This is a genomic window from Bradyrhizobium sp. CCBAU 11357 (genome assembly GCF_028128865.1).
GTDB lineage: Bacteria > Pseudomonadota > Alphaproteobacteria > Rhizobiales > Xanthobacteraceae > Bradyrhizobium.
In genome coordinates, this window is sequence record NZ_LBJW01000102.1 from 187,653 (window position 1) to 209,261 (window position 21,609).

Sequence of the window (21,609 nt, forward strand, 5' to 3'; positions counted from 1 at the left end):
GGCCCTTGCACTTCCATTCCGAAGGATGAAAATCCGCTGACTTTCCTCTATTTTGTGTTGAGCCGCAGTTCTGAAGCAGCGATCTCGAAACGAGGTTCGCGATGACCTCCAGGTACTCGATCAGGTGGCTCGGCGCGCCGCTCGTCGCTTTTTTTCTGACCATCTGGCCATTCGTTCCTCCGGTGCATGCTATTGAGGGCGCTGCAAAGGTTGGCGTGGTGTCCTTTGGCCTGTATGGGGATCAAAGCGTGTTTAGATCCGAGGCGACCGGCGCGGCTCAGGTCGTGGCCGGCCGTTTCGAGACTGGACCGATCAACGTGGAGTACAATTCCAAGAAAGGGGGAAGTGCAACGATCGAAGCTCTGAGCAAGTCGTTGCAGGCGGCAGCCAATCGCTTGGATCCCGAGAAAGATGTTCTGTTTTTGATTCTCACCTCGCATGGCTCTCCTGATGGCCTTGCAATCAAGGCGGGGCGGCTCACAGAAACGCTTACACCATCTCGTCTCCGCGACATGCTCGCGAAGACAGTTGTGCGACACAAGGTGGTGGTCATCTCGGCTTGTTATTCCGGGGTTTTTATCCCGCGCCTGGCGACTCCCGATGTGCTGGTCATCACCGCGGCCGATGACAAGCATCCGTCGTTCGGCTGCCAGGACAAGGCCAAGTGGACCTATTTTGGGGACGCTTTTTTCAACGTCGCGCTGCGAAAAGCTGCCAGTCTGAAGGATGCGTTTCTCGATGCGCGCTCACTCGTCCGGAAGCGAGAATTGCGGGAACATTTCGAGCCGTCGAATCCGCTCATGGCAGGCGGTGCAAACGTGCTGCCATTGCTCGTCGGACGCCCTTAAACAACCGGCCGTGAGCGCAGACGCTATTGCCCGCGGGCGTATCGCGGTGTCCGGTCACACTCGATAAGCAGACTATTTGGCTGCCCGCTTAGGCTTCGCATTCGGCCACTTGCGGTCATCAGAATTTGTGCCCTGCGGCTCTTGATCATGGTCGTCCGCTAGTCGCCGCCCCCCGAGACGAAAGCCGCGGATACATTCGAAGCCGATATAACCGAGCATCAAAAGGACAACGAAGGCAGGGACGAATTTGCTGGGATCACGCGTCAACTCATGGATGAACACCAGGAAAGTGAAATAGAGCGCAATCCAAGTGTTGTGTGTCATGTGCTGTTGCTCGACAATCGTACCCGCCTGTTATGGTTGCGTTCCGACAGTCAACAGGATGAGCCAAAATGGCCTGCGAGCTTGTCGGCGACAAAAATAGTCGTCGCGCAGGTGAGGTGCACGTCCTCCTGCGGAGAACAAGCCACTACAGACAAGCTCGTAGCAGCAAGTAGAGCCAAGACTGCTGTTTTGCAGAGAGGGTTCACGCTTGATCTCGGTCCTTGACCCGGGACAAAGTGCCGACAACGCCAACCTCTTGTGGGTTGCACAAACAGCAGCCCGTCAACCGAGAACACGGCGAATGCTCAATTTTCAATGAACAGAGGAAGTCAGCTGTGGGCCAAAGGCTGTCCTTGGCGGCTCCGCGATCGCTTTCCGCTCAGCCTCGGAAGCGGACCGTGGGACCTAAGAGGGGAAGTCAGCCACGGGCCAGGAGCGGACAGGCTTAGGCCGTCCGACGAGAGTAGCGAAGTCGGGCAAGCAACTCAGCTATCGCAGGTGGCAAGGGGTGGCCACCCCATCGCGCTCAGAGCTGGACCTATTCGATCACCCCGTCGGCCCGCACCAGCATCGCGTTCGGAAATTTGATGCCGAGCGTGTTCGCTGCCTTCTGATTGATGGTCAGGTCGAAACGCGCCGGCCGCTCCATCGGCAGATCTGCGGGGCGCGCGCCCCGGATGACCTTGTCCAGATAGGACGCGATCCGCCGCATCCCGTCCGCCGGACTCGGTCCATAGGTAAGCAGCAATCCGTCCTTGGCCCAGTCGGCCCAGGTGCCTGCCATGATGATGCGGTTGTCTGCGCCGAACTGCACGATCTTCTGCTTCTGCAGTAACAACAGTCGTGACGACACGATGACCATACCCTCCGCGCGCTCACGCTTGGCGGCCTCGAATGCGCCGTCGAAATCGCCGGGCCGGCGGACCTCGAGGGATTGCAGTTGAATTTTGTGCGCGTTCGCCGCCCGCAGGGTCTCGCGGTATTCCGGATCGGCATGGTCCGGGTTCCACAGCACCCCCACCCGGGAAATCTCCGGCACCGCCTCTTTCAGAAGCTCAAGCACCTTGCCCGCGAGTTCGTCGTAAACCAGCGTGACGCCGGTGACGTTGCCGCCGGGACGGCTGACGCTCGCCACCAAGCCGCTCTGGACGGGGTCGTTGCTGACCAAGGCCACGATCGGGATTGTGCTGGTCGCCCGTTTCACATGCGGCGCCACGTCCCCGCCATAGGCGAAGATCAGATCGGGCTTGAGCTCCACCAATTCCGCGGCGAGCGCGGGAAGCCGCTCGGCCTTACTCTCCGCATAGCGGTATTCCAGCACGATGGTTTTCCCAACGACATGCCCGAGCGCTGCCAGAGCGTCGACCAGCACGTAGACCGGATCGATCTGGGGTGAATTGAACAGCAGGATTCCAAGACGCGGGATTTTTCCCGACGGCTGCTGCGCGAATGCACGGAACGGCATCGCCAGAGTGGTTGCGCCAAACGCGGCGAGAAGTTTGCGGCGGCTGTTCATCAGTACTCTCGGCAGCATTCTTGTCGCGGGATAAATACACAGCTGCACGTGAAAATAAAGCGGTGCGCTGCATCTCTGTGACGCATGGCTTTCGACGACGGTTACGTCGCGAATTTTGCTCAACCGTAGCCGGCGAAATTCGGAAGTGCAAACGAGAGCTGAGACTCAGAGCATGTGAAAGGGTGTGCTTGTCCGCTTCGGGCCAAAAGCGGGCAACGCTCCGCCCAGCAGAAGATTTCCGCTCGTCCCTCAGGAGCTGACATCGCGTTTATGAGTACATGCCCTAGCGGCCGCGCCCCGTCCCGTCATTGAGCAAACACGCCACCTGATGGCCGTCGCCGGCATCCAGCAGCGCCGGCCGCTCCGTCTTGCAGCGCTCCATCGCAAACCGGCAGCGGGTGTGAAATGCGCAGCCTGAGGGCGGGTTGACCGGGCTCGGCACGTCGCCGTCGACCAGCGGCGCGAGCTTCTTCGCCAGCGGATTGGCGATCGGCACCGAGGCGAGCAGGGCCTGCGTATAGGGATGCCTGGGATTGCGGAACAGCTCGTCCTTGTCGGCGATCTCGACGATGCGGCCGAGATACATCACGGCGACGCGGTGGCTGATATGGGCGACCACGGCGAGGTCGTGCGCGATGAAGAGATAGGAGAAGCCGTGCTGCCGCTGCAGGTCGATCAAAAGGTTGATCACCTGCGCCTGGATCGAGACGTCGAGCGCGGAGACCGGCTCGTCGCAGACGATCAGGCGCGGTCCCAGCGCCAGTGCGCGGGCGATGCAGATGCGCTGGCGCTGGCCGCCGGAGAATTGATGCGGGAAATTGCGCATCTGGTCGGGCCGCAACCCCACCTGCTCGAACAATGTTGCGACCCGCGCTTCCAGCGCCTTGCCGGTGGCGAGCCCGTGCACGGCGAGCGGCTCGCCGACGATGTCGCCCGCGGTCATGCGCGGATTGAGGGAAGCGAAAGGATCCTGGAACACGATCTGCATCGAGCGGCGATGCGGCCGCAGCGCCGTCTTGGAAAGATGCGTGATGTCCTCGCCGTCGAGCCGGATCTGACCCGAGGTCGGCTCGACCAGCCGCAGCACGCTGCGCGCCACCGTGGACTTGCCGCAGCCGGATTCACCGACGAGGCCGAGCGTCTCGCCGGTGCCAAGCGCGAACGAGACGCCATCGACCGCATGCACGGTGCCGACCTGCCTTCGCAGCACGCCGGCGCGCACGGGGTAGTGCTTTTTGAGGTCGGTGACTTCGAGCAGCGCCTCGGTCATGCCACCTCCGCGACTTCTTCCGCGCGCCAGCAGGCGGCGAGATGGCCGCCGCCCCAATCCGCCAGCGGCGGATATTCGGCTTCGCAACGTTTGATGGCGAGCTTGCAGCGCGGCGCGAAGGCGCAGCCTTGCGGCAGCCGCACCAGCGATGGCACCGTGCCGGGGATTTCGTTCAGCCGCGCCGGCGCGGCGACGCCGGAGGCCGGCACGGCCGGGATCGAAGCCATCAGTCCCCGCGTGTAGGGATGCTTGGGCGCGGCGAACAGCGCCTCGACGCTGGCTTCCTCGACCTTCCGCCCCGCATACATCACGATCACGCGTTGCGCGGTCTGCGCGACAACGCCGAGATCGTGCGTGATCAGCACCAGCCCGGTGCCGAGCTCCTTCTGGAGGTCGAGGATCAGCGCCAGGATCTGCGCCTGGATGGTGACGTCGAGCGCGGTGGTCGGCTCGTCCGCGATCAGGAGCGCCGGCCGGCACGCCAGCGCCATTGCGATCATCGCGCGCTGGCGCATGCCGCCGGAGAGCTGATGGGGATATTCGCGCGCCCGCCGCGCCGGTTCGGGGATGCGCACCAGCCGCAGCATCTCGACCGCGATGCCTTGCGCCTCTTTGGACGAGATATTCCGGTGCAGCCGCACCGCTTCGACGATCTGGTCGCCGATCCGCATCACCGGATTGAGCGAGGTCATCGGCTCCTGGAAGATCATGGAGATGCGGTTGCCCCTGACCGCGCGCATCTCTGATTCATCCAGCGCCAGCAGGTCGGTGCCTTCGAGCGAGACCGAGCCGCCGACGATGCGGCCGGGCGGATCTGGCACGAGGCGCATCAGCGACAGCGCGGTGACGCTCTTGCCGCAGCCGGATTCGCCGACGATCGCCAGCGTCTCGCCGCGCCTGACGCTGAAGGAGAGGTCGTCGACCGCCTTGAACAGGCCGGAATTGGTGAAGAACACCGTCTTCAGGTTCTTCACATCGAGCACGAGATCGGTCTTGTCTGCCATCAGCCGCGCTGCCTCGGATCCAGGATGTCGCGCAGGGCGTCACCGAACAGATTGGCGCCGAATACGGCGAGGCTGATCGCGATGCCCGGGAAGATGACGAGCCACGGCGCGGTGCGGACATATTCGGCGGCGGATTCGGACAGCATGCGCCCCCATGACGGATAGGGTTCGGGAATGCCGAGGCCGAGGAACGACAGCGAGGCCTCGGTCAGGATGGTCGAGCCGAGCTGCGCCGTCGCCAGCACGATCAGCGGCGCCAGCGTGTTCGGCAGCACGTGGCGCAGCGCGATGCGCGTCTCGCTCATGCCAATCGATTTTGCGGCCTCCACGAACGGCTGCTCGCGCAGCGCCAGCGTGTTGGCGCGGATGACGCGCGCCACCGTCGGGATCAGCGGAATGGCGATGGCGATGATCACGTTGGGCAGCGACGGCCCGAGCGCGGCCGTCATCACCAGCGCCAGCACCAGCAGTGGCAGCGCCTGCAGCACGTCCGAGACGCGCTGGAACACGAGATCGACCCAGCCCGAGAGATAGCCCGAGGTGAGGCCGACGATCACGCCGATGGTGCCGCCGAGCGCGGTCGAGCCGATGCCGACCGCGAGCGAGATCCGCGCGCCGTGGATGATGCGGCTGAACACGTCGCGGCCGAAGGAATCGGTGCCCATCCAGTGCGCCAGGCTCGGGCGCGCCAGCGCGCGGGCGGAATCCACCGTCAGCGGATCATAGCGCGCGATGACATCGGCGAAGATCGCCGTCAGCACGAACGCCGTCATGATGACGAGCCCGGCCGCGCCCAGCACGTGCCGCTGCGCCATGAACAGCACGCGCCGCCAGCCCCCGGTCGCATGCGCCCCGGCCCGCCTCAGTTCAACGTCGAAATCAATGGCGGCCATATGCCTCTCCGCGGGGAGAAACACCTCTCCCCATCGGGGAGAGGTCGGCGCGTAGCGCCGGGTGAGGGGGCTCAGGTCTCAAGACGGAGTGCAACCCCTCACCCGGATTGCATCTTCCGATGCAATCCGACCTCTCCCTATGGGAGAGGTAGAGCACCGTCGTCGCGTCAGATTGTTCCAACCTCATGCTTTTAATCCGTGTACCTGATCCGCGGATCGAACACCGCATAGAGCATGTCGACGGTGAAGTTGGCGAACACCACCACGACCGCGATGAACATCACGAGGTTCTGCACGATCGGATAGTCGCGCCAGCGGATCGCCTCCACCAGGAAGCGCGCGACGCCGGGGATGTTGAACACGGTCTCGGTGACGATCAGGCCGCCGATCAGGAACGCCGCCTCGATGCCGATCACGGTGATCACCGGCAGGATCGCGTTCTTCAGCGCGTGGTGATAGTTCACGGCCGCATCGGAGGCGCCCTTGGCGCGGGCGGTGCGGATGTAATCCTGGCGCAGCACCTCCAGCATCGAGGAGCGCGTGATGCGCATGGTCAGCGCCGCGCTGCGGAAGCCGACCGCGGCGGCCGGCACGGCGTAGGTCGCGAACGCCTCGAGCCAGGTCTTCGGATTGGGATTGAAGATCGGCATCTGGCCGAACATCGCCACCGACGCGGTGAGGATCAGAAGGCCGAGCCAGAACGAGGGCAGCGACAGGCCGCTGAGGCTGACGACGCGAAGCGCATAGTCGAGCTTCGTCCCCTGCTTCACCGCGCTGATGACGCCCAAGGGAATGCCGATGGACGCCGAGAACAACAGTGCGAGGCCGGCAAGCCGCGCCGTGATCGGAATCCGCGGCAGGATCTCCTGCAGCGCCGGCTTCTCCGAGACATAGGAGTAGCCGAAATCGCCGCGCAGAAAGCCGCCGATCCAGTGCAGATATTGCGTCACCAACGGCTGGTCGATGCCGAGCTGCTTCTCCAGCTCCGCCTTGTCGGCGGGATCGACGTAGCCGGCGGCGGCGAACAGGATGTCGACGATGTTGCCGGGCACGATGCGCAGCAGGAAGAAGATGACGACCGAGATCCCGAACAGGGTCACGAGCATCAGGAACAGGCGCCGCACCAGATAGGCAAACATGCATCGCCCTCCGCGCTACTCGTCAGCCTCGCGCGTTACTTGTCGAGCCACACATCCTCGTAGCGGAAGCCGTTGTAGGAGCTGTTCGACATGATCGTGACGCCCTTGACATAAGGCTGCCAGCAGGTGCCGGCGCGTGCATGGAAGATGATCGGGCGGGCGACGTCCTCCTGCAGCTTCTTGTCGATGTCCCAAACCAGCGGCCTGCGCTTGGCGAGGTCGGTCTCCTGCGACTGCACGTCGAACAGCTTCTCGATCTCCTTGTTGCAATAATTGGTGTAGTTCCGTTCCGAGCCGCAGGAATAGTTCTCGTAGAACGACTGGTCGGGATCGTCGACGGAATTGCCGGTGAGGTTGAGGCCGAGCATGTAATCCTTGCGCGCGACCTTCGGGAACCAGTTCGCGGTTTCCACGACGTCGAGCTCGCCGTCAATATAGATGGTCTTCAGCTGGTCGATCAGGATCACGGCGGGGTCGCGATATTCCGCGATGTTGCGTGTCGAGACTTTCACGTTGAGGTGCTTGTCCGGACCGTAACCCGCCTGCTGCATCAGCTTCCTGGCTTGCTCGCGGTTGGCGTTGATGTCGCGGCCATAGCCCGGAATGGTCTCCAGCTTCTCCTTCGGCATGCCCCAGATGCCCTGCGGCGGCGGCAGCATGGTGCCGCCGATGTCGCCCTGGCCTTCGAACAGGATGTCGACGAACGCCTTGCGGTCGAGCGCGAGCGACATCGCGCGGCGGATGTCGATGTTGTCGAACGGCGCCGAGGTCGAATTGACGATGATGTTGGTCGAGACGTTGGTCGGCTCGACGACGCAGGTCGCGTTCGGCGCCTGCGACTTGATGTCCTTCAAAAGCGGGATCGTGATGTGCGTCGGAAAGGTCATGTCGAACTTGCCGGCGACGAAGGCCAGGATCGCGGTCGAGCGGTTGGTGATGATGGTGTACTCGATGCCGTCGAGATAGGGCAGGCCCTTCTTCCAATAGTCCGGATTGCGCGTCAGCTTGATCGATTCATTGGCCTTGAACTCGACGAACTTGAACGGTCCGGTTCCGATCGGATGGGTGCGCATGTCTCCCGGCGAGACGTGACAGGGATAGACCGGCGTGTAACCGGAGGCGAGCATCGCCAGCAGCGACGGCTGCGGCCGCTTCAGGTCGAAGGTGACCTCGAACTCGCCGTTCGTCGTGACCTCGTTGACCTCGCTGTACCAGGCCTTGCGCGGATTCTGCCGCAGCTTCTGCTGCGACTTGCCCATCAGGAGGTCGAAGCTGCACTTGACGTCGGCCGAGGTGAACGGCTTGCCATCGTGCCATTTCACGCCCTGGCGCAGCTTGAACGTCAGCTTCTTGTTGTCGCTGCTCCAGGACCAGCTCTCGGCCAGCTCCGGCCGCAACGTATCGGGGCTGTTCTGCGCGATGTGCTGATCGTAGATGAGGAGATTGTTGAACACCCCCATGAACGGGACGTTGATCGAATAGGTCGCGCCTTCGAGGATGGAGGCATTGGCCGGACTGTCGCGGTGATACATCCGCAAGATGCCGCCCTGCTTGGGCTCGCCGGCGAGCGTGACGGTCGAGGCCGTCAGCACAGATAGCGCCGCCATTGCGGCGAGCGCCCACACGCTCCGCATGCTCATCCTCCCTGGACCTCGGCCTTTGCGGCCTGTTTGTCCGAACGATAGCACGCAAGCGGGCGGAGGCAACCGCTAAGGCCACATGCCGCCTCGACAATTCGGATGACGGAAGGCCGCAGGGTGTTCATCGTCTCACGATGAGAGTGCAGTGCGAAGGGCTCGCGCGCCGGGCGCCCTCACACGATCCGCGAGGCCTTGTTGCCCCAGTACCGGTCCCGCAGCAGCCGCTTGTACAGCTTGCCGGTCGGCAGCCGCGGCAATTCCTTTTCGAAATCGACCGAGCGCGGCACCTTCTGCCGCGACAGCGATTTGGCGCAGAACGCGATCAGCTCTTCGGCGAGCGCCGGCCCCGGCACCACGCCCGGCATCGGCTGCACCACCGCTTTCACCTCTTCGCCGAGATCGGCATTGGGCACGCCGAACACCGCGGCGTCGGCAACCTTGGGGTGGGTGATCAGGAGGTTCTCGCATTCCTGCGGATAGATGTTCACCCCGCCGGAGATGATCATGAAGGTGGCGCGGTCGGTCAGGTAGAGGAAGCGATCGGCATCGACATAGCCGACGTCGCCGACCGTGCTCATGCTCCCATCCGGCGAGCGCGCCTCCCTGGTCTTCTCGGGGTCGTTGAAATATTCGAACGGCGTTGCCGTCTTGAACCAGACCTGGCCGGGCGTGCCGGTCGGGCATTCCCGCATGTTCTCGTCGAGAATGTGCAGGTCCCCGAGCAGCACCTTGCCGACGGTGCCGCGATGCGCCAGCCATTCCTCGCTGTTACAGGCGGTGAAGCCGAGGCCTTCGGTGGCGCCGTAATATTCGTGGATGATCGGACCCCACCATTGGATCATGTCGTCCTTGACCTGGGGCGGGCAGGGCGCGGCGGCGTGGATCGCGATCTCCAGCGACGACAGATCGTAGCGCTTGCGCACCTCCTCCGGCAACTTCAGCATGCGCGAGAACATCGTCGGCACCAGCTGCGTGTGGGTGATGCCCCATCGCTCGACCAGCTGCAGGTAACGCTCGGGATCAAAGCTCTCCATGATGATCACGGTGCCGCCCATGCGGATCGTGAGGTTCACGGCAGCCTGCGGCGCGGAATGATAGAGCGGCGCCGGCGACAGGTAGACCATGCCCTCGCGGTAGTGCCAGAGCCTCAACAGGAAATCGAACAGCGGCAGATTGTGCTTCGGCGGCTCCTCCGGCAGTGGGCGCAAGATGCCCTTCGGCCGTCCCGTCGTGCCGGAGGAATAGAGCATGGCGGTGCCGAGCCATTCGTCGGGCATCGGCGTTGCCGGCAGACCGGCGGTCACCTCCGATAGGCCGACGATGCGCTCGCTCTCGCCCGGGCCGTCGGCGACGATGCAGAGCTTGATGTCGGGGCAGGCCTGGATCGCCTCGCGCGCGATGCCGAGCTTGCCCATCGACGTGATCAGGATCTTCGACTGGCTGTTGACGAGCAGATAGGCGAGCTCGCCCGGCGTCAGGAAGGAGTTGATGCAGGTGTAGTAGAGCCCGGCGCGCTCGCCCGCGCCGCAGGCTTCGAGATAGCGCGCATTGTTCTCCATGAAGATCGCGTAATGATCGCGCCGCTTCAAGCCGTGCTTGCGGAACAGATGCGCCAGCCGATTGCTGCGCGCCTCGAGCTCGCGATAGGTGACGGCTTCGCCCGTCGCCGCCATGATGAAGGCGGGCTGCAGCGGACGCAGGCGGGCGTGGTGACCTGTGTACATCGATCCTCCGGCTTTGGATCAGGCGGCAAGGAGCAGGATCTCGCGCACATCGGCGGGACCCGTAATTTTGCGCGGGTTGCGCGGGATCCAGTTCGTGCGCATCGCGGCTTGCGCGATCGCATCGAAATGCTCCGGCGCGATGCGCACCTCGCCAAGGCTGCGCGGCATGCCGAGCGAGCGAATGAAGGCATCGAGCACGTCGGCCGCATCGCGGCCGGGATAGCCCATGGCGGCCGCGACGATCGTCTGCCGCTCGGCATTGTCGCGCGCGTTCCAGCGCATCACCGCCGGCAGCATGACGCAGGAGGTGTAGCCGTGCGGCACGTCGAAGGCCCCGCCCAGCACGTAGCCGATGCCGTGGCTCGCGCCCATGGGCACGCCGGCGGCGAGCGCGCCCATCGACAGCCAGGTGCCGATCTGTGCGTCCATCCGCGCATCGAGATCTCCAGCGTTGGCCTTCACCCGCGGCAGCGCGTCGGCGAGCATGGCGAGGCCCTTCACCGCCTGCGCATCGGCGTAAGGATGCGTCTCGCGCGAGCAGATCGCCTCGACGCAATGGTCGACGGCGCGGATGCCGGTCGACAGGAACAGCCATTCCGGCGTGTGCACGGTGATGCCTGGATCGAGGATGGTCGCGCGCGGCACCGTGAGCGGATGCCGCAGCATCTGCTTCACCTGCGTGGCGCGGTCGGTGACACCCGCGATCGATGAGAACTCGCCGCCGGCGATCGTGGTCGGCACGCTGACCTGCCGCACGGTCGGCGCTGTCATCTCGGGCGCGACGCCCTTGTGCACGCGGATGCGGTCGATGCCGGCGACATCCTCGATGCCGTTGGCTAGGCAGAGCTGCACCGCCTTGGCGCCGTCGGTGATGGAACCGCCGCCGACGGTGACGATCAGATCGGCCTCCGCCTCGCGAGCCGCTTGAGTGGCCGCGATCACCGCCTCGCGCGGCGTATGCGCGGGCATGGCGTCGAACAGGCCGGCGCAGCGCCGGCCGAGCGCGTGCTTGATCTTCTCGATCTCGTCGGTCTGCCGGTTCAGCGTCCCCGACACCATCAGGAAGGCGCGGCTTGTTCCCAGCCGGTCCATCTGCGCGACGATGGCCTCCGCCGCGGGATGGCCGAACACGACCTCCTCGATCGCGCCGAAAACGACACGTCCCTGGTGCACGCCTGTCCTCCCCGGACAAAATCGTTCTTGTTGTTGGGAGGTAATCTAGCGGACCCCGCCAAGTCAGTCATGCGCGAAGACGCTGGCCGGCTTGCAGCGCCGGGGGCAGGGCCGTGGCGGCGCCGGCGCGCACGCCTCGTCCTTCGAGACGGCGCTACGCGCCTCCTCAGGATGAGGCTCATCAGCGCCGGTGCCCTTCGAAACGGCCGCCGCACGCTCCGCCCTCATCCTGAGGAGCCCGCGAAAGCGGGCGTCTCGAAGGATGGCCGCAAGGGAAAGTCTCTCAAATGCGATTCCTGCCACAAAGGCAGGGACAGCCCGCCGCTATTCCCTCAAAACACCACGCCCACGCGCGTGCCGCGCTTCCAGGCGATGCGGCAGCGCTTCCTGGTGTTGACGTGCAGCAGCTCGAAGCGATCGGGAATCTTCACCTGTCCGCCGAGATCGACGCAGGCCCCGCCGGGCGAATAGTCGATCAGCGTGCACGGGATCACCGGCGCGCGCGGGTCGGTGATGATCTTGGCCTGGCGCGACACCAGGCCTGCGGGCTTCACACGGACAAACTTTCGCGGATGCATTGGCACGTCTCCTCCAATTCCGCAGGTCTCGCGGCGGGTGATCTGTCCCAATCATGAAAAAGAGATGATGCGATCCCCCTAAGCCGCGCCCGAGAATTTTAACGAAAAGTGTCGGCGAATGGCAAAACCAGCGGTAGCGGAGTGCGCTCATGCTCTCCCATAGGCGAAATGGCATGCGTCTGCCTCCACAACCGTCATTGCGAGCGAAGCGAAGCAATCCAGAAATCCCTCCGCGGAGGCAGCCTGGATTGCTTCGTCGCAAGGGCTCCTCGCAATGACGCCGTGGCGGGTGGTGCCCCCGCCCTCACCCCGTCACGCCCTCCACCTCCGCCCCCGCCGCCAGGTCCACCCCCGGCGGCACCGGCATCGGCACCGTCACGTAATCCTTCGGCAGGTTCACCGGCCGGTAGTCCGGCTCCACCGCCATGCGCTTCAGCACGCTCTCATGCACATGCGCGCCTTCGGGGATCAGGCGCGGCTCGCCATCGGGGATGTAGACCCCGAAATAAACTTTCCGCGCCGGCCATTCCCGGTACTTCGCGCTCTTCGGCAAGAACTCCAGCACGCGCCAGATCGCATTCATGGAATCGTGCAGCATGCCGGTCTTGCCGGTATAGGCGGGCTCGACGTATTTGAACGGCGAGTTCTTGCGCTGGATGCCCCAGGCGAGCTGGTTCACCGTGCGCGGGTTGAACTTCAGCCCGGCCTTCTCGGCCTCGTCGATCATCCAGAGCAGCGGATATTTGGATTCGCCGCTCTCGGCTTCCGGATAGCCGCCGCCGACGTCGCAATGCACGCCGGCGAACCACACCTGCAGAATGTCCTGCGGCACCTTCTTCTCGTCGGGCACGTAGCGGTTGCTCCAGAATTCCTGCGGCTCGGCGTATGGCTTGAGGCGGAACATGCGCCGCCGCTCGTCGATCGCGTTCGCCTGCCGGAAGATTTTTACGCTCGGATCGCGCAGCGTGAAGGCGAGCTCCTCCAGGCTCGGCAGGTAGAAGCGGTCGGCGCGCGGCACGATCACGCTCGCCACGGTGTCCCAGACGCCGACGAAATGGATGGTCGGCCAGCGCGTCGAGGTGATGCGCGCGAACTGCGCGGCGAGGTCGAATTCGTCTTTCGGCAGCGGTCCGCTCTCGTCGAACACGATGCCCTTGATATCCTCGACGTCGTTGCCGCGCCCGCTGCCGGAATATTGCTTGTAGGCGATGAGGCCCGAGCCGGCGAGGTTCGCCTGCTCCGGCGAGATCAGCCCGACCTTGTGGATCAGCCCCGCCAGCACGCGCACCGTGTAGGCCCCGCGCGAGAAGCCGAACAGGTAGATCCTGTCTCCGGGCGCGTAATGCTGGATCAGGAAGCAATAGGACGAGAGCACGTTGTCATCGAGCCCGTAGCCGGTGGCGAGCCCCAGCACCAGCTTGATGTTGGCCTTCCAGCGCCCCCAGGTCGACGGCTCCGTCATGGTGCCGACCCCGGGATCGTAAAACACCATCTGCCGCGGCTGCGTCTTGTCCGTCTTGCGCAGGCAGCGATAGAGCTTCAGGACGTTGGAGATGTTCTCCGAGATCTCGTTGCCGGTGCCGTCACAGCAGATGACGAGGTTCTTGCCGGCGGGCTTGTGGTCGGAATTGGCCGCGGTCTCCATGGGATGCGCCTCCGGGGAATGCTACCGGGGCGAGTATAGCGGAAAATGAGCGGCAGCGAGGAGGAGGAAGGGCTGTCCGGGAAATATGTCGCGGACCGCAAGGCTTTGGCATCGATCAGCCGACCGGCGGGCGGCGCCGCCGGCAAGCAGCCCCATGGCCGCAATCTGTTGACATTAACCGCTTGTTAACCATGCCGTCGCCTAATGCTGACGATGGGGGATCACCATGTCGGCCCATGTGACGCGACGGAAATTGATGCCTGTTTCGGCCGATCCGGCCATCCGGTCGGCGGCGAGGCTGGCGGTTCGCGCCAAGGCCGTCCTACAGGGCAGAACGCCTGTCCTATGGAGCAAAGCCATGTTCGCAAGGGACGACTTAGTGGACAATCTCAGCCGCGATCTCGATCGCGCGCGCGGCAGACGCGATGCGCTCGCATCCGAAGCCACGACGCTGACGGCCCAGATCGCCGAAATCGAAGCCCGCCTTTCGGAGGAGAAGAAAAGGCGGGAGCGTGAGCGCGTCCTGACCGAGATCGAATTGATCAAGACGCGAATCAAGCAAGCCGCCGGCGCGTTTGCACCTGTCGTCGACGGACTCTCCAGGGCGGTCGAGCAGGCTGCGGCAGTTGTGCCCGAGGCGCGCGAGCTCAATAGTTTCCTGGTGTCGGTGGCGACCGAGATCGACAGCGTGCTCGATCCCCTGCTCCGTGAACTGGATCAGCGCGCGGATGCGGTGCGATCCGGCCACGCAGCGCTGGACTTGCCGAGTTCGGCCGTTGAAGCGCCGCCCGTCGAGCTGCCGAAGGACACCAACGAACGCCTGCTTCGCTTTCCGGCCTGGCTGTCCCGCGACAAGGAAACGGACAAGAAGGAAGCAGCGGAGAAGCCGCACAGCACGGCAGCGTGAAGCCTCGGCGGCTGCGCGCCTTTGGAGCGTTGTTGTTTTGCTCCGTCATTCCGGGGCGCGCCCCTTGGCGCGAACCCGGAATCCATTGCTCAACGGTCACCGCGGCTAAATGGATCCCGGGCTCTCGCTTCGCGAGCCCCGGGATGACGACCTGTTATTTGGCTCGCTGGTCGCCCGACACGCGGCCTGGCTCCCCCCGCTCAGTTCGCCGCGCGGCGCAGGAAGGCCGGAATGTCGAGAACGCTCTCGTCGGGCGCATTGCGCGCAGGCGCGCGGCCGTAAGGATCGAGCGGCTGAAGCGCCGCTTGCCGCGCATAGTCCAGGCCCGGCCTTGCCGGCGGCCCCACCGGGTGGTGCGGCTGCGGGCGCAGCGGCGGGCTTCCCGCTTGCGCAAGGGGGGCACTGCGCTCGATGCGATCGGCGATGCGGCGGCCGTCGTTGCGCAGCCTGCCGGCGAGCTGGGTGAGGGCGGTTTCCACCGGCTGCGCCTGCGCCGGGTCGAGATTGTCTATACCGGTCGCCACCACCGAGACGCGGACGATGCCCTCTAAGCTCTCGTCGAACGACGCGCCGACGATGATGTTGGCATCCGGATCGGCCTCGTCGCGAATCCGGGTCGCCGCTTCGTCGACCTCGTACAGCATCAGATCCTTGCCGCCGGTGATGGAGATGATGAGGCCACTGGCGCGCTTGATCGAGGGGTTCTCGATCAGCGGATTGGAGATCGCGGCGACGGCGGCCGCAAGCACGCGCTTCTCGCCGGAGGCCTCGCCCCGTCCCATCATGGCCTTGCCCTTCTCCTTCATGACGGAGAGGACGTCGGCAAAATCGAGATTGATCAGGCCTTCCTTGACGATGAGGTCGCTGATGCAGGCCACGCCCGAATAAAGCACCTGGTCGGCAAGGGCGAAGGCATCGGCGAACGTGGTCTTCTCGCTGGCCACCCGGAACAGGTTCTGGTTCGGGATGATCAGGAGGGTGTCGACCGTCTTCAGCAACTCCTCGATGCCGGCTTCGGCAAAGCGCATGCGGCGCTGGCCCTCGAAGTAGAACGGCTTGGTGACCACGCCGATGGTGAGAATGCCGAGCTCGCGCGCGATCCTGGCGACGATGGGTGCAGCCCCGGTGCCGGTGCCGCCGCCCATGCCGGCCGTCACGAACACCATGTGCGCACCGGTCAATTGCTCGCGGATGGTGTCGATCGCCTCTTCGGCTGCGGCGCGTCCCAGTTCCGGCTGCGAGCCGGCGCCGAGGCCTGCGGTCACCCTTGTGCCGAGCTGGATGAGGCGCGTCGCCTTCGACATCGCCAGCGCCTGCGCGTCGGTATTGGCGACCACGAACTCGACGCCTTGCAGCCCGGCCGTGATCATGTTGTTGACGGCATTGCCGCCGGCGCCGCCGACGCCGAACACGACGATGCGGGCCTTCATTTCGTGGATATCGGTGTTGCCAGTCATTCTTCCCTCGCGATTGCTCCGGCAAGCCGGGGGTTAAAGAAAGTCTCGCGTGCTAGCTGCGGGCCGCGCGGTCTGCTTGCACGATGAAGGCGGCCAGATGCCCCAACCGGCGCGCCGCGTGTCCCGCGATCGAGCCGCCAGGGCGGCGATCGCTGCGCAACGCCGCCACTTCGTCTTCCAGTCGTGCCGCCCATGCATTGGCGGCCGTCGTCTCGGCGGCCGCCTGCGTCAGCTCGACGGCGAGGCGATCGGCACGCTCGCGCTCGCGCTCGAACACGACCCTGTAGGCGGTTGCGACCGATTCGAGCCGCGCGATCTCCGCCTTGAAGACTTCGGTCTTGACGGCCTCGATCCTGGCCAGGGAGGCCCCGATGGGATCTGCCCGGCGGGCTCGTCGCGGGCGGGGCGTGTAGCGGAGCTCGGCGAGATCGACGCTCACCACCGCCTTGCCGTCGTCCGACCGCGAGCGCGGCAACCGGCGACGCCGCGCCAGCGCCCGCGCGGCCTCGCGCGAGACATTGAGGCGGGCACCGAGATCGGCATACGTCAACAACTCAACGCACATCGGCGCTTCTCCTGGAGCGAACCGGGAAGGGATTTCGAGCTAGTGATGGCTGGACGATTACCGCAGGCTAGGATGCGTTGGTTAATGGACGGTTAACGCGCGCGGGGGGTGTTTACGGGTGCGGCCGCGGTGCCGGCCGCCGGAGTCGTAGGGCACCATCTGCGGCGGCTGCGTCTTGTCCGGCTGGCGCAGGCGGGATGGAGCTTCAGACGTTGGAGATGTTGTCCGAGATCTTGTTTGCCGGTGCCTTCACGGCGGATGACCAGGATTTTCATCGCAAAGGCCCCAGTAAAAGTAGAAAGTAGTATATGCAACCTCTGGATTAAGTTGCATCTTTTGTCCATATGTCGATTGCGCCTTTGCCTCTGCGTTTGCAGAGGACATTTTTTTGGATTTTAGATGCGAAAGAGCCTTTTGGAAGCCTTGGTTGAAAAGCCTCAACGAGAGACCTCTGGATCGGACACGTCCGCTCGATTTGATTATCAGAAGGGCTGGGCGTTTTGCCAGATGCTCCGTAGGCATATGGAGCAGGCGGACTATCTTGTTGCCTTCGAATTCCACGACGATGTGCTATTTTTGACGCCGAGTGCAGCTCCAACAAGCGCCGAATTCTTCCAAGTAAAAACATCAAGCGCGGCGAGCCCAAGAAAGTTGGCCAGCTTGCTTTTGCGTCCCAAGAAATCGAATTCAATTCTGGGTAAGATGTTTTTGAATTTCGATGGGCTGCTCTCTGGGAATGAGGTGCAGGTGATTCTCGTTTCCAACGTTGCCTTCGAATTCGCAGGCAAGGACATTTCAGCCAATGAGCTTCCGAAGACCGTCAGAACGAAGATCATCACAAAATTGAAGGATGAGATCCAGAGCTTCGATGTAGAGAAATTTGAGAAGCTGCACTTTATTGTAAGCGGAGTATCAATCGAAGCGATGCATAGCTATTTGCATGGCGAGGCGATGGAGTTGTTCAATTCCCAGTTCGGCGAAGGACATGGGTTCAATGTGCATAGCTGGGTAAGATTGATTCACAGCGAGATCGCAAGAAAGAACAACTACGCATCGGATAAGATTGCGACCGTTGATGATCTGATTTCAAAGAAATGCATTGGACGCAAAGTTGTAAATGAGAGTCTGGAGCTGCTTTCATCTCAGAAACGAAAAGCTCCGGACATGACGCTCGTAAATATCGAGCTCAAAGACGCCGGTTGGGCCTCGCAAGATCTGATGCGAATGGGCAAGAGGATGCCCCAGGCGGTGACTGATTTCACTGACCCGACAAACCTAGAAGCTGGGGAGCTTGTGAATCAGCTTGAGGAACTATTTTCATCGCAGCCAGATGTAGCAAATCTCTCTCATTTTATTGGCTTGGCGGAGCAGGAGCTTCGAGCGTTGCTCCGTGCTCCCTATGATCTGGCGTATCTCCGGGCTCTTAGCGTCGTGATCTACTATGAAAAAATCTAGATTTCGTCAGCTCATTCGAAATCTCCGCAAAGGCCGTGTTAATGACAAGCTTAGTGTTCAAAGAGGTGTTGATCCTCTCAAAAGTCGAAAAGACGGCGAGAAGAGAGACGTTCGACCCGAAGATCAACCTAATCACGGGCGAAAATGACGTAGGGAAGTCCACTCTAATAAAGAGCCTCTATCACGCACTCGGTGCTGATGTCCCTGGACTCCAAAACGCGCGCTGGAAGAGAGCTCGTCCGATTTATTGCGTGCGTTTCTCGTTGGGCGCGACGGACTATGTGGTAATTCGCGATGAGCGGTACTTTGGCGTTTTCGACGCAAAGGGGACACTGATAGGAAGATTTGCGGGAATTTCGGGCGAGACGGGCATTGCCCACTTTCTGAATCCGAAACTCAATTTTCGCATAGAGCTTGAGCGCGCCGAGGACGGAAGATTAGGGGCGGCTGGTCCTGCATTCTACTTTCTTCCGTTTTACATCGATCAGGACGAAGGCTGGACCAAGAGTTGGGCTTCGTTCTTGGGCTTGCAACAGTTCAGTCTGTATCGAAAGAATATGCTTGAGTATCATTTGGGGGTTCGTCCGCAGTCATTCTATGACGCGAAAAAGCGGCAGGTTGAACTTATCGATGAGAAGACGAAGCTCGTCGCTGAAATCGAGACTCTGAACAAAGTCAGGGATTCGTATCAAAAGAGAAAGGCCCATAGGCAGGTTGACCTTGATCCTTCTGTGTTCCGGAAAGAAGCCGAAGAACTCGTTGATCAATACAATGCAGTCTACGGACGGCAACAGCAGGTAGGACAGGAACTAAAGGACGTCAGAAGCGAGCGACATAGCATCGAAAATGAGATTGCTGTTCTTCGACAAGCGATAAGGGAGCTCGATGCTGACTACAGCTACGCTGAAGATCCAAGTACTTTGGACCCTGTGTTATGCCCTACTTGCGGTACGGAGATAGCCAATTCGATAGTCGAGCGCTTCGGAATTCTTGATGATATCGACCTTTGTTATGATCTCCTGGATCAGAGAAAGAAGAAGCTGCGCGACGTGCAAGAGCAGGAAATCGAAGTCGATCTTAAATATCAGGCTGTGACCTCTGAACTTGCTCCTTTAGAGGACATTCTGAAGCGAACGCGCGAAAAAGTGACGTTTGCGGAATTCGTGGCCGCCGAGGGGATGAAGGAAATTCTTTCATCGCTGTCCCAGGACATAAACGAGTTGGCCGCGCGCGAGCAGGGAATTCGGCTCAGTCTCGCAAAACTCGATGATGATCTGAAGCTGGACTCGAAGCGGAAGCGGGAAATCAACGACTATTACCAAGCCCGGATGAAGGAGTTCTTGGGCAATTTGAACGTGAATGTGCTTTCGACCGAAGACTACAGGACGTTCGACAGACAAATTAAAGCCAATGCACTTGGTAGTGATCTACCTCGCTCGCTGTTGGCTCAGCACTTCTCTTACCTTCACACGATGTCACGTTTCAACCCGGCTACGATCTGTCCCCTAGTCATAGATTCCCCTCTTCAACAAGAGCAAGACCGGCACAACATTGGGGCTATCTTCAGCTTTATTTTCTCCCGAGTTGTATCGGGGCAGCAGCTCTTGTTGGGAACGTTGCACTTTGACGAGGTACCGAAAGAGGTCGTTCCTCCGAATGCCAATAGGATTCACCTGACTCAAGAACTGCATTTGCTGCGCGAGGATCAGTATGGCGACGTTTTAAGCCGCGTCGGGGGGATGCACGAGCAGACTTTAGCGACGGACTGAGGCGATGTTTTCTGCGTGCAGGGAGAAAAGAAGTTGCGATGACTACTGCAGCGTTCCCGTATTCTCGTAGTCTCTTGAATGAATCTAGATGAGTGAATCATTCAAGATCGAGAGGTTCTTCTGCAATGATTGCAAGCAGAAGACGAAGCACTTCGTTCGTGCCGAGCACTTTAAGACAAAGATGGACGATGATGAGCCGGTTAGCTTTACACAGAGAGTTCTAATTATTGAGTGTTGCGGGTGCGAGCACCTCGCACTTGTTAAGCTGACTCATTTCTCTGAGGACGTAGGGTACGACTATGATCCGCAGTCAGGTGAGCCGATTGAAGTCCCGAATTGGGATGAGATGATCTATCCACCTGTAACGTATCGCGTGGCGCCAACTTGGTTCGAGGATCTTCCCGACCCTACTCTTCGAGAGATTTCGGCCGAAATCTATAAGTCACTTCAGACCGGCTCGCATTATCTCGCCACGTTTGGCTCGCGGACGCTTATCGATCGCCTGATTGTGCTCACCGTGGGGGATAAGGGCAATTTCACGAAGGGGCTTACAGCGCTGCGGGACGAAGGCAAAATTTCTCAACACGAGCGTGATATCTTGGAGCCAGTGTTGCAAGCTGGGCATGCAGCTGCGCACCGCGGTTGGGCGCCAACTAGAGAGCAACTGGCCACCATTCTTGATACGGTCGAAGGATTGCTACATCGGCTGCTCGTATTGCCAAAACTTGCTGAAGAGCTCGAGGAGGCTGTGCCTTCTCGAACTGGCGCAAGGAATAAGCAGGTAGTAACGCTACCCAATATCAAGGCAAAAATTGATGCCGCGCCTAAGGATCTGAGGGCTGTGTACGAGGATCTCGCAGGTCGTCTAAGGGCCTTGGGGGATGATGTGACGGTTCATGCGCAGAAGCACTACATGGCATTTCGGCGTAGGCGCAATTTTGCATCAGTTCAAATCTACAATCGAAAAAAAGTCGTGCGCGTCTATCTCAATCTCGATCCAGATAAGGTCGAGGCGAATGGCTTGGCTATGCGGGATGTTCGCCAACTCGGCCACTTTGGTACTGGCGATGTCGAGGTCACGATCCAGACGAAGAAGGATGTCGAAACGGCCGCCAATCTCTTCAAAGCAAGTTATGACGCCTCGTAGGACGAACGGAGCAAAATGGTTGCAGTCGAGTTGATGCCGCGTTCCGTCGCTCAAAAACAAAAGCGGCCGGATCTTCCGATCCGGCCGCTACTCAAACTCTTACTCGGCTAAGCCTACGCCACGCGACGCAACTTAGCCCCCGCCCTATCCTAAAAAAATCTCAGCTGGCCTGCTTCGCCGGCGCGGTGTCGCCGACCTTCTTCTGGATGGCGCGCTTCAGCTCGACCGCGCGCGGGGAGAGCGCATCGGCGTTGGCCTTGAGCAGGTAGGCATCGAGGCCGCCATTGTGGTCGACGCTCTTGATCGCGTTGGTGGAGACGCGCAGGCGCACGTTGCGACCGAGGGCTTCCGAGATGAACGTCACGTTGACGAGGTTCGGCAGGAAGCGGCGCTTGGTCTTGATGTTGGAGTGGCTGACCTTGTGGCCGACGAGGGGGCCCTTGGCCGTCAGTTCGCAGCGGCGAGACATGGCATAAATCCTTTAGTTCGAACCCCCAACGAGTGCGGCCGCCATTTCGGCGCCACGGGGGCAAATTCTTTCGTCCTTGCAGGGAG

20 protein-coding genes are annotated in these 21,609 nt (G+C 61.8%); 6 read left to right on the top strand and 14 right to left on the bottom strand.

Annotated elements, in window-relative coordinates; translation table 11 throughout:
• Positions 1 to 101: 101 nt before the first annotated feature.
• A complete protein-coding gene (locus XI05_RS20615; RefSeq protein WP_271505144.1) occupies positions 102 to 848 on the top strand; it encodes a C13 family peptidase in 747 nt (248 codons plus the stop codon).
• Between the two features lie 72 nt (positions 849 to 920).
• Here XI05_RS20615 and XI05_RS20620 read toward each other — a convergent pair whose 3' ends face one another.
• From XI05_RS20620 to XI05_RS20670, 11 genes are all read right to left on the bottom strand, one after another.
• Entirely contained in the window at positions 921 to 1,172 is a 252-nt protein-coding gene (locus XI05_RS20620; protein ID WP_271505145.1) for a hypothetical protein, read from the bottom strand.
• A 538-nt stretch (positions 1,173 to 1,710) separates the two neighbouring features.
• Positions 1,711 to 2,688, bottom strand: a complete 978-nt coding sequence (locus tag XI05_RS20625) for an ABC transporter substrate-binding protein (RefSeq protein ID WP_271505147.1) — start codon at positions 2,686 to 2,688, stop codon at positions 1,711 to 1,713.
• A gap of 283 nt (positions 2,689 to 2,971) precedes the next feature.
• A complete protein-coding gene (locus XI05_RS20630; RefSeq protein WP_271505148.1) occupies positions 2,972 to 3,958 on the bottom strand; it encodes an ABC transporter ATP-binding protein in 987 nt (328 codons plus the stop codon).
• Positions 3,955 to 4,962 (bottom strand): ABC transporter ATP-binding protein, encoded by a 1,008-nt coding sequence (locus tag XI05_RS20635; RefSeq protein ID WP_271505150.1) that lies wholly within the window; start codon positions 4,960 to 4,962, stop codon positions 3,955 to 3,957. The genes XI05_RS20630 and XI05_RS20635 overlap by 4 nt, the downstream gene beginning before the upstream one ends.
• Entirely contained in the window at positions 4,962 to 5,855 is an 894-nt protein-coding gene (locus tag XI05_RS20640) for an ABC transporter permease (RefSeq protein ID WP_271505152.1), read from the bottom strand. Before XI05_RS20640 ends, XI05_RS20635 begins: the two co-directional genes overlap by 1 nt.
• Positions 5,856 to 6,046: 191 nt before the next feature.
• Positions 6,047 to 6,994: an ABC transporter permease gene (locus tag XI05_RS20645; protein WP_212255917.1), complete on the bottom strand. Its 948-nt coding sequence runs from the start codon at positions 6,992 to 6,994 to the stop codon at positions 6,047 to 6,049.
• A gap of 35 nt (positions 6,995 to 7,029) precedes the next feature.
• Positions 7,030 to 8,628, bottom strand: a complete 1,599-nt coding sequence (locus tag XI05_RS20650; protein WP_271505155.1) for an ABC transporter substrate-binding protein — start codon at positions 8,626 to 8,628, stop codon at positions 7,030 to 7,032.
• 179 nt (positions 8,629 to 8,807) lie between these two features.
• The gene (locus XI05_RS20655) at positions 8,808 to 10,358 is read right to left on the bottom strand and encodes an AMP-binding protein (RefSeq protein WP_271505157.1); all 1,551 of its coding nucleotides are present in this window, start codon (positions 10,356 to 10,358) and stop codon (positions 8,808 to 8,810) included.
• Between the two features lie 18 nt (positions 10,359 to 10,376).
• Complete coding sequence (locus XI05_RS20660; protein WP_271505159.1) at positions 10,377 to 11,531, bottom strand: iron-containing alcohol dehydrogenase; 1,155 nt, start codon at positions 11,529 to 11,531, stop codon at positions 10,377 to 10,379.
• Between the two features lie 332 nt (positions 11,532 to 11,863).
• Positions 11,864 to 12,109: a PilZ domain-containing protein gene (locus XI05_RS20665; RefSeq protein WP_172789685.1), complete on the bottom strand. Its 246-nt coding sequence runs from the start codon at positions 12,107 to 12,109 to the stop codon at positions 11,864 to 11,866.
• Positions 12,110 to 12,413: 304 nt separating this feature from the next.
• On the bottom strand, positions 12,414 to 13,754 hold the full coding sequence (locus XI05_RS20670; protein ID WP_271505162.1) for a DUF2235 domain-containing protein: 1,341 nt from the start codon (positions 13,752 to 13,754) through the stop codon (positions 12,414 to 12,416).
• A 45-nt stretch (positions 13,755 to 13,799) separates the two neighbouring features.
• On the opposite strand from XI05_RS20670, the gene XI05_RS20675 reads away from it, so the two are divergent.
• On the top strand, positions 13,800 to 13,943 hold the full coding sequence (locus XI05_RS20675) for a hypothetical protein (protein ID WP_271505164.1): 144 nt from the start codon (positions 13,800 to 13,802) through the stop codon (positions 13,941 to 13,943).
• A 169-nt stretch (positions 13,944 to 14,112) separates the two neighbouring features.
• On the top strand, positions 14,113 to 14,661 hold the full coding sequence (locus XI05_RS20680) for a hypothetical protein (RefSeq protein ID WP_260381281.1): 549 nt from the start codon (positions 14,113 to 14,115) through the stop codon (positions 14,659 to 14,661).
• Between the two features lie 200 nt (positions 14,662 to 14,861).
• On the opposite strand, the gene ftsZ is transcribed toward XI05_RS20680, so the two are convergent.
• Positions 14,862 to 16,118, bottom strand: a complete 1,257-nt coding sequence (gene ftsZ, locus XI05_RS20685; protein ID WP_271505166.1) for a cell division protein FtsZ — start codon at positions 16,116 to 16,118, stop codon at positions 14,862 to 14,864.
• Between the two features lie 52 nt (positions 16,119 to 16,170).
• Positions 16,171 to 16,683: a hypothetical protein gene (locus XI05_RS20690; protein WP_271505168.1), complete on the bottom strand. Its 513-nt coding sequence runs from the start codon at positions 16,681 to 16,683 to the stop codon at positions 16,171 to 16,173.
• A 399-nt stretch (positions 16,684 to 17,082) separates the two neighbouring features.
• Here XI05_RS20690 and XI05_RS20695 point away from each other — a divergent pair, with 399 nt between their 5' ends.
• The 3 genes from XI05_RS20695 (at position 17,083) to XI05_RS20705 (ending at position 21,054) form a co-directional block, all read left to right on the top strand.
• Entirely contained in the window at positions 17,083 to 18,138 is a 1,056-nt protein-coding gene (locus tag XI05_RS20695; protein WP_271505170.1) for a dsDNA nuclease domain-containing protein, read from the top strand.
• Positions 18,139 to 18,191: 53 nt separating this feature from the next.
• Positions 18,192 to 19,907, top strand: a complete 1,716-nt coding sequence (locus XI05_RS20700) for a hypothetical protein (RefSeq protein WP_271505172.1) — start codon at positions 18,192 to 18,194, stop codon at positions 19,905 to 19,907.
• Positions 19,908 to 19,995: 88 nt separating this feature from the next.
• Positions 19,996 to 21,054, top strand: coding sequence for a DUF5655 domain-containing protein (locus XI05_RS20705; RefSeq protein WP_271505174.1), 1,059 nt, complete (start codon positions 19,996 to 19,998; stop codon positions 21,052 to 21,054).
• A 160-nt stretch (positions 21,055 to 21,214) separates the two neighbouring features.
• Here the strand turns inward: XI05_RS20705 and rpmB are convergent, their stop codons facing one another.
• A complete protein-coding gene (gene rpmB / locus XI05_RS20710) occupies positions 21,215 to 21,523 on the bottom strand; it encodes a 50S ribosomal protein L28 (protein WP_260381277.1) in 309 nt (102 codons plus the stop codon).
• Positions 21,524 to 21,609 lie beyond the last annotated feature (86 nt).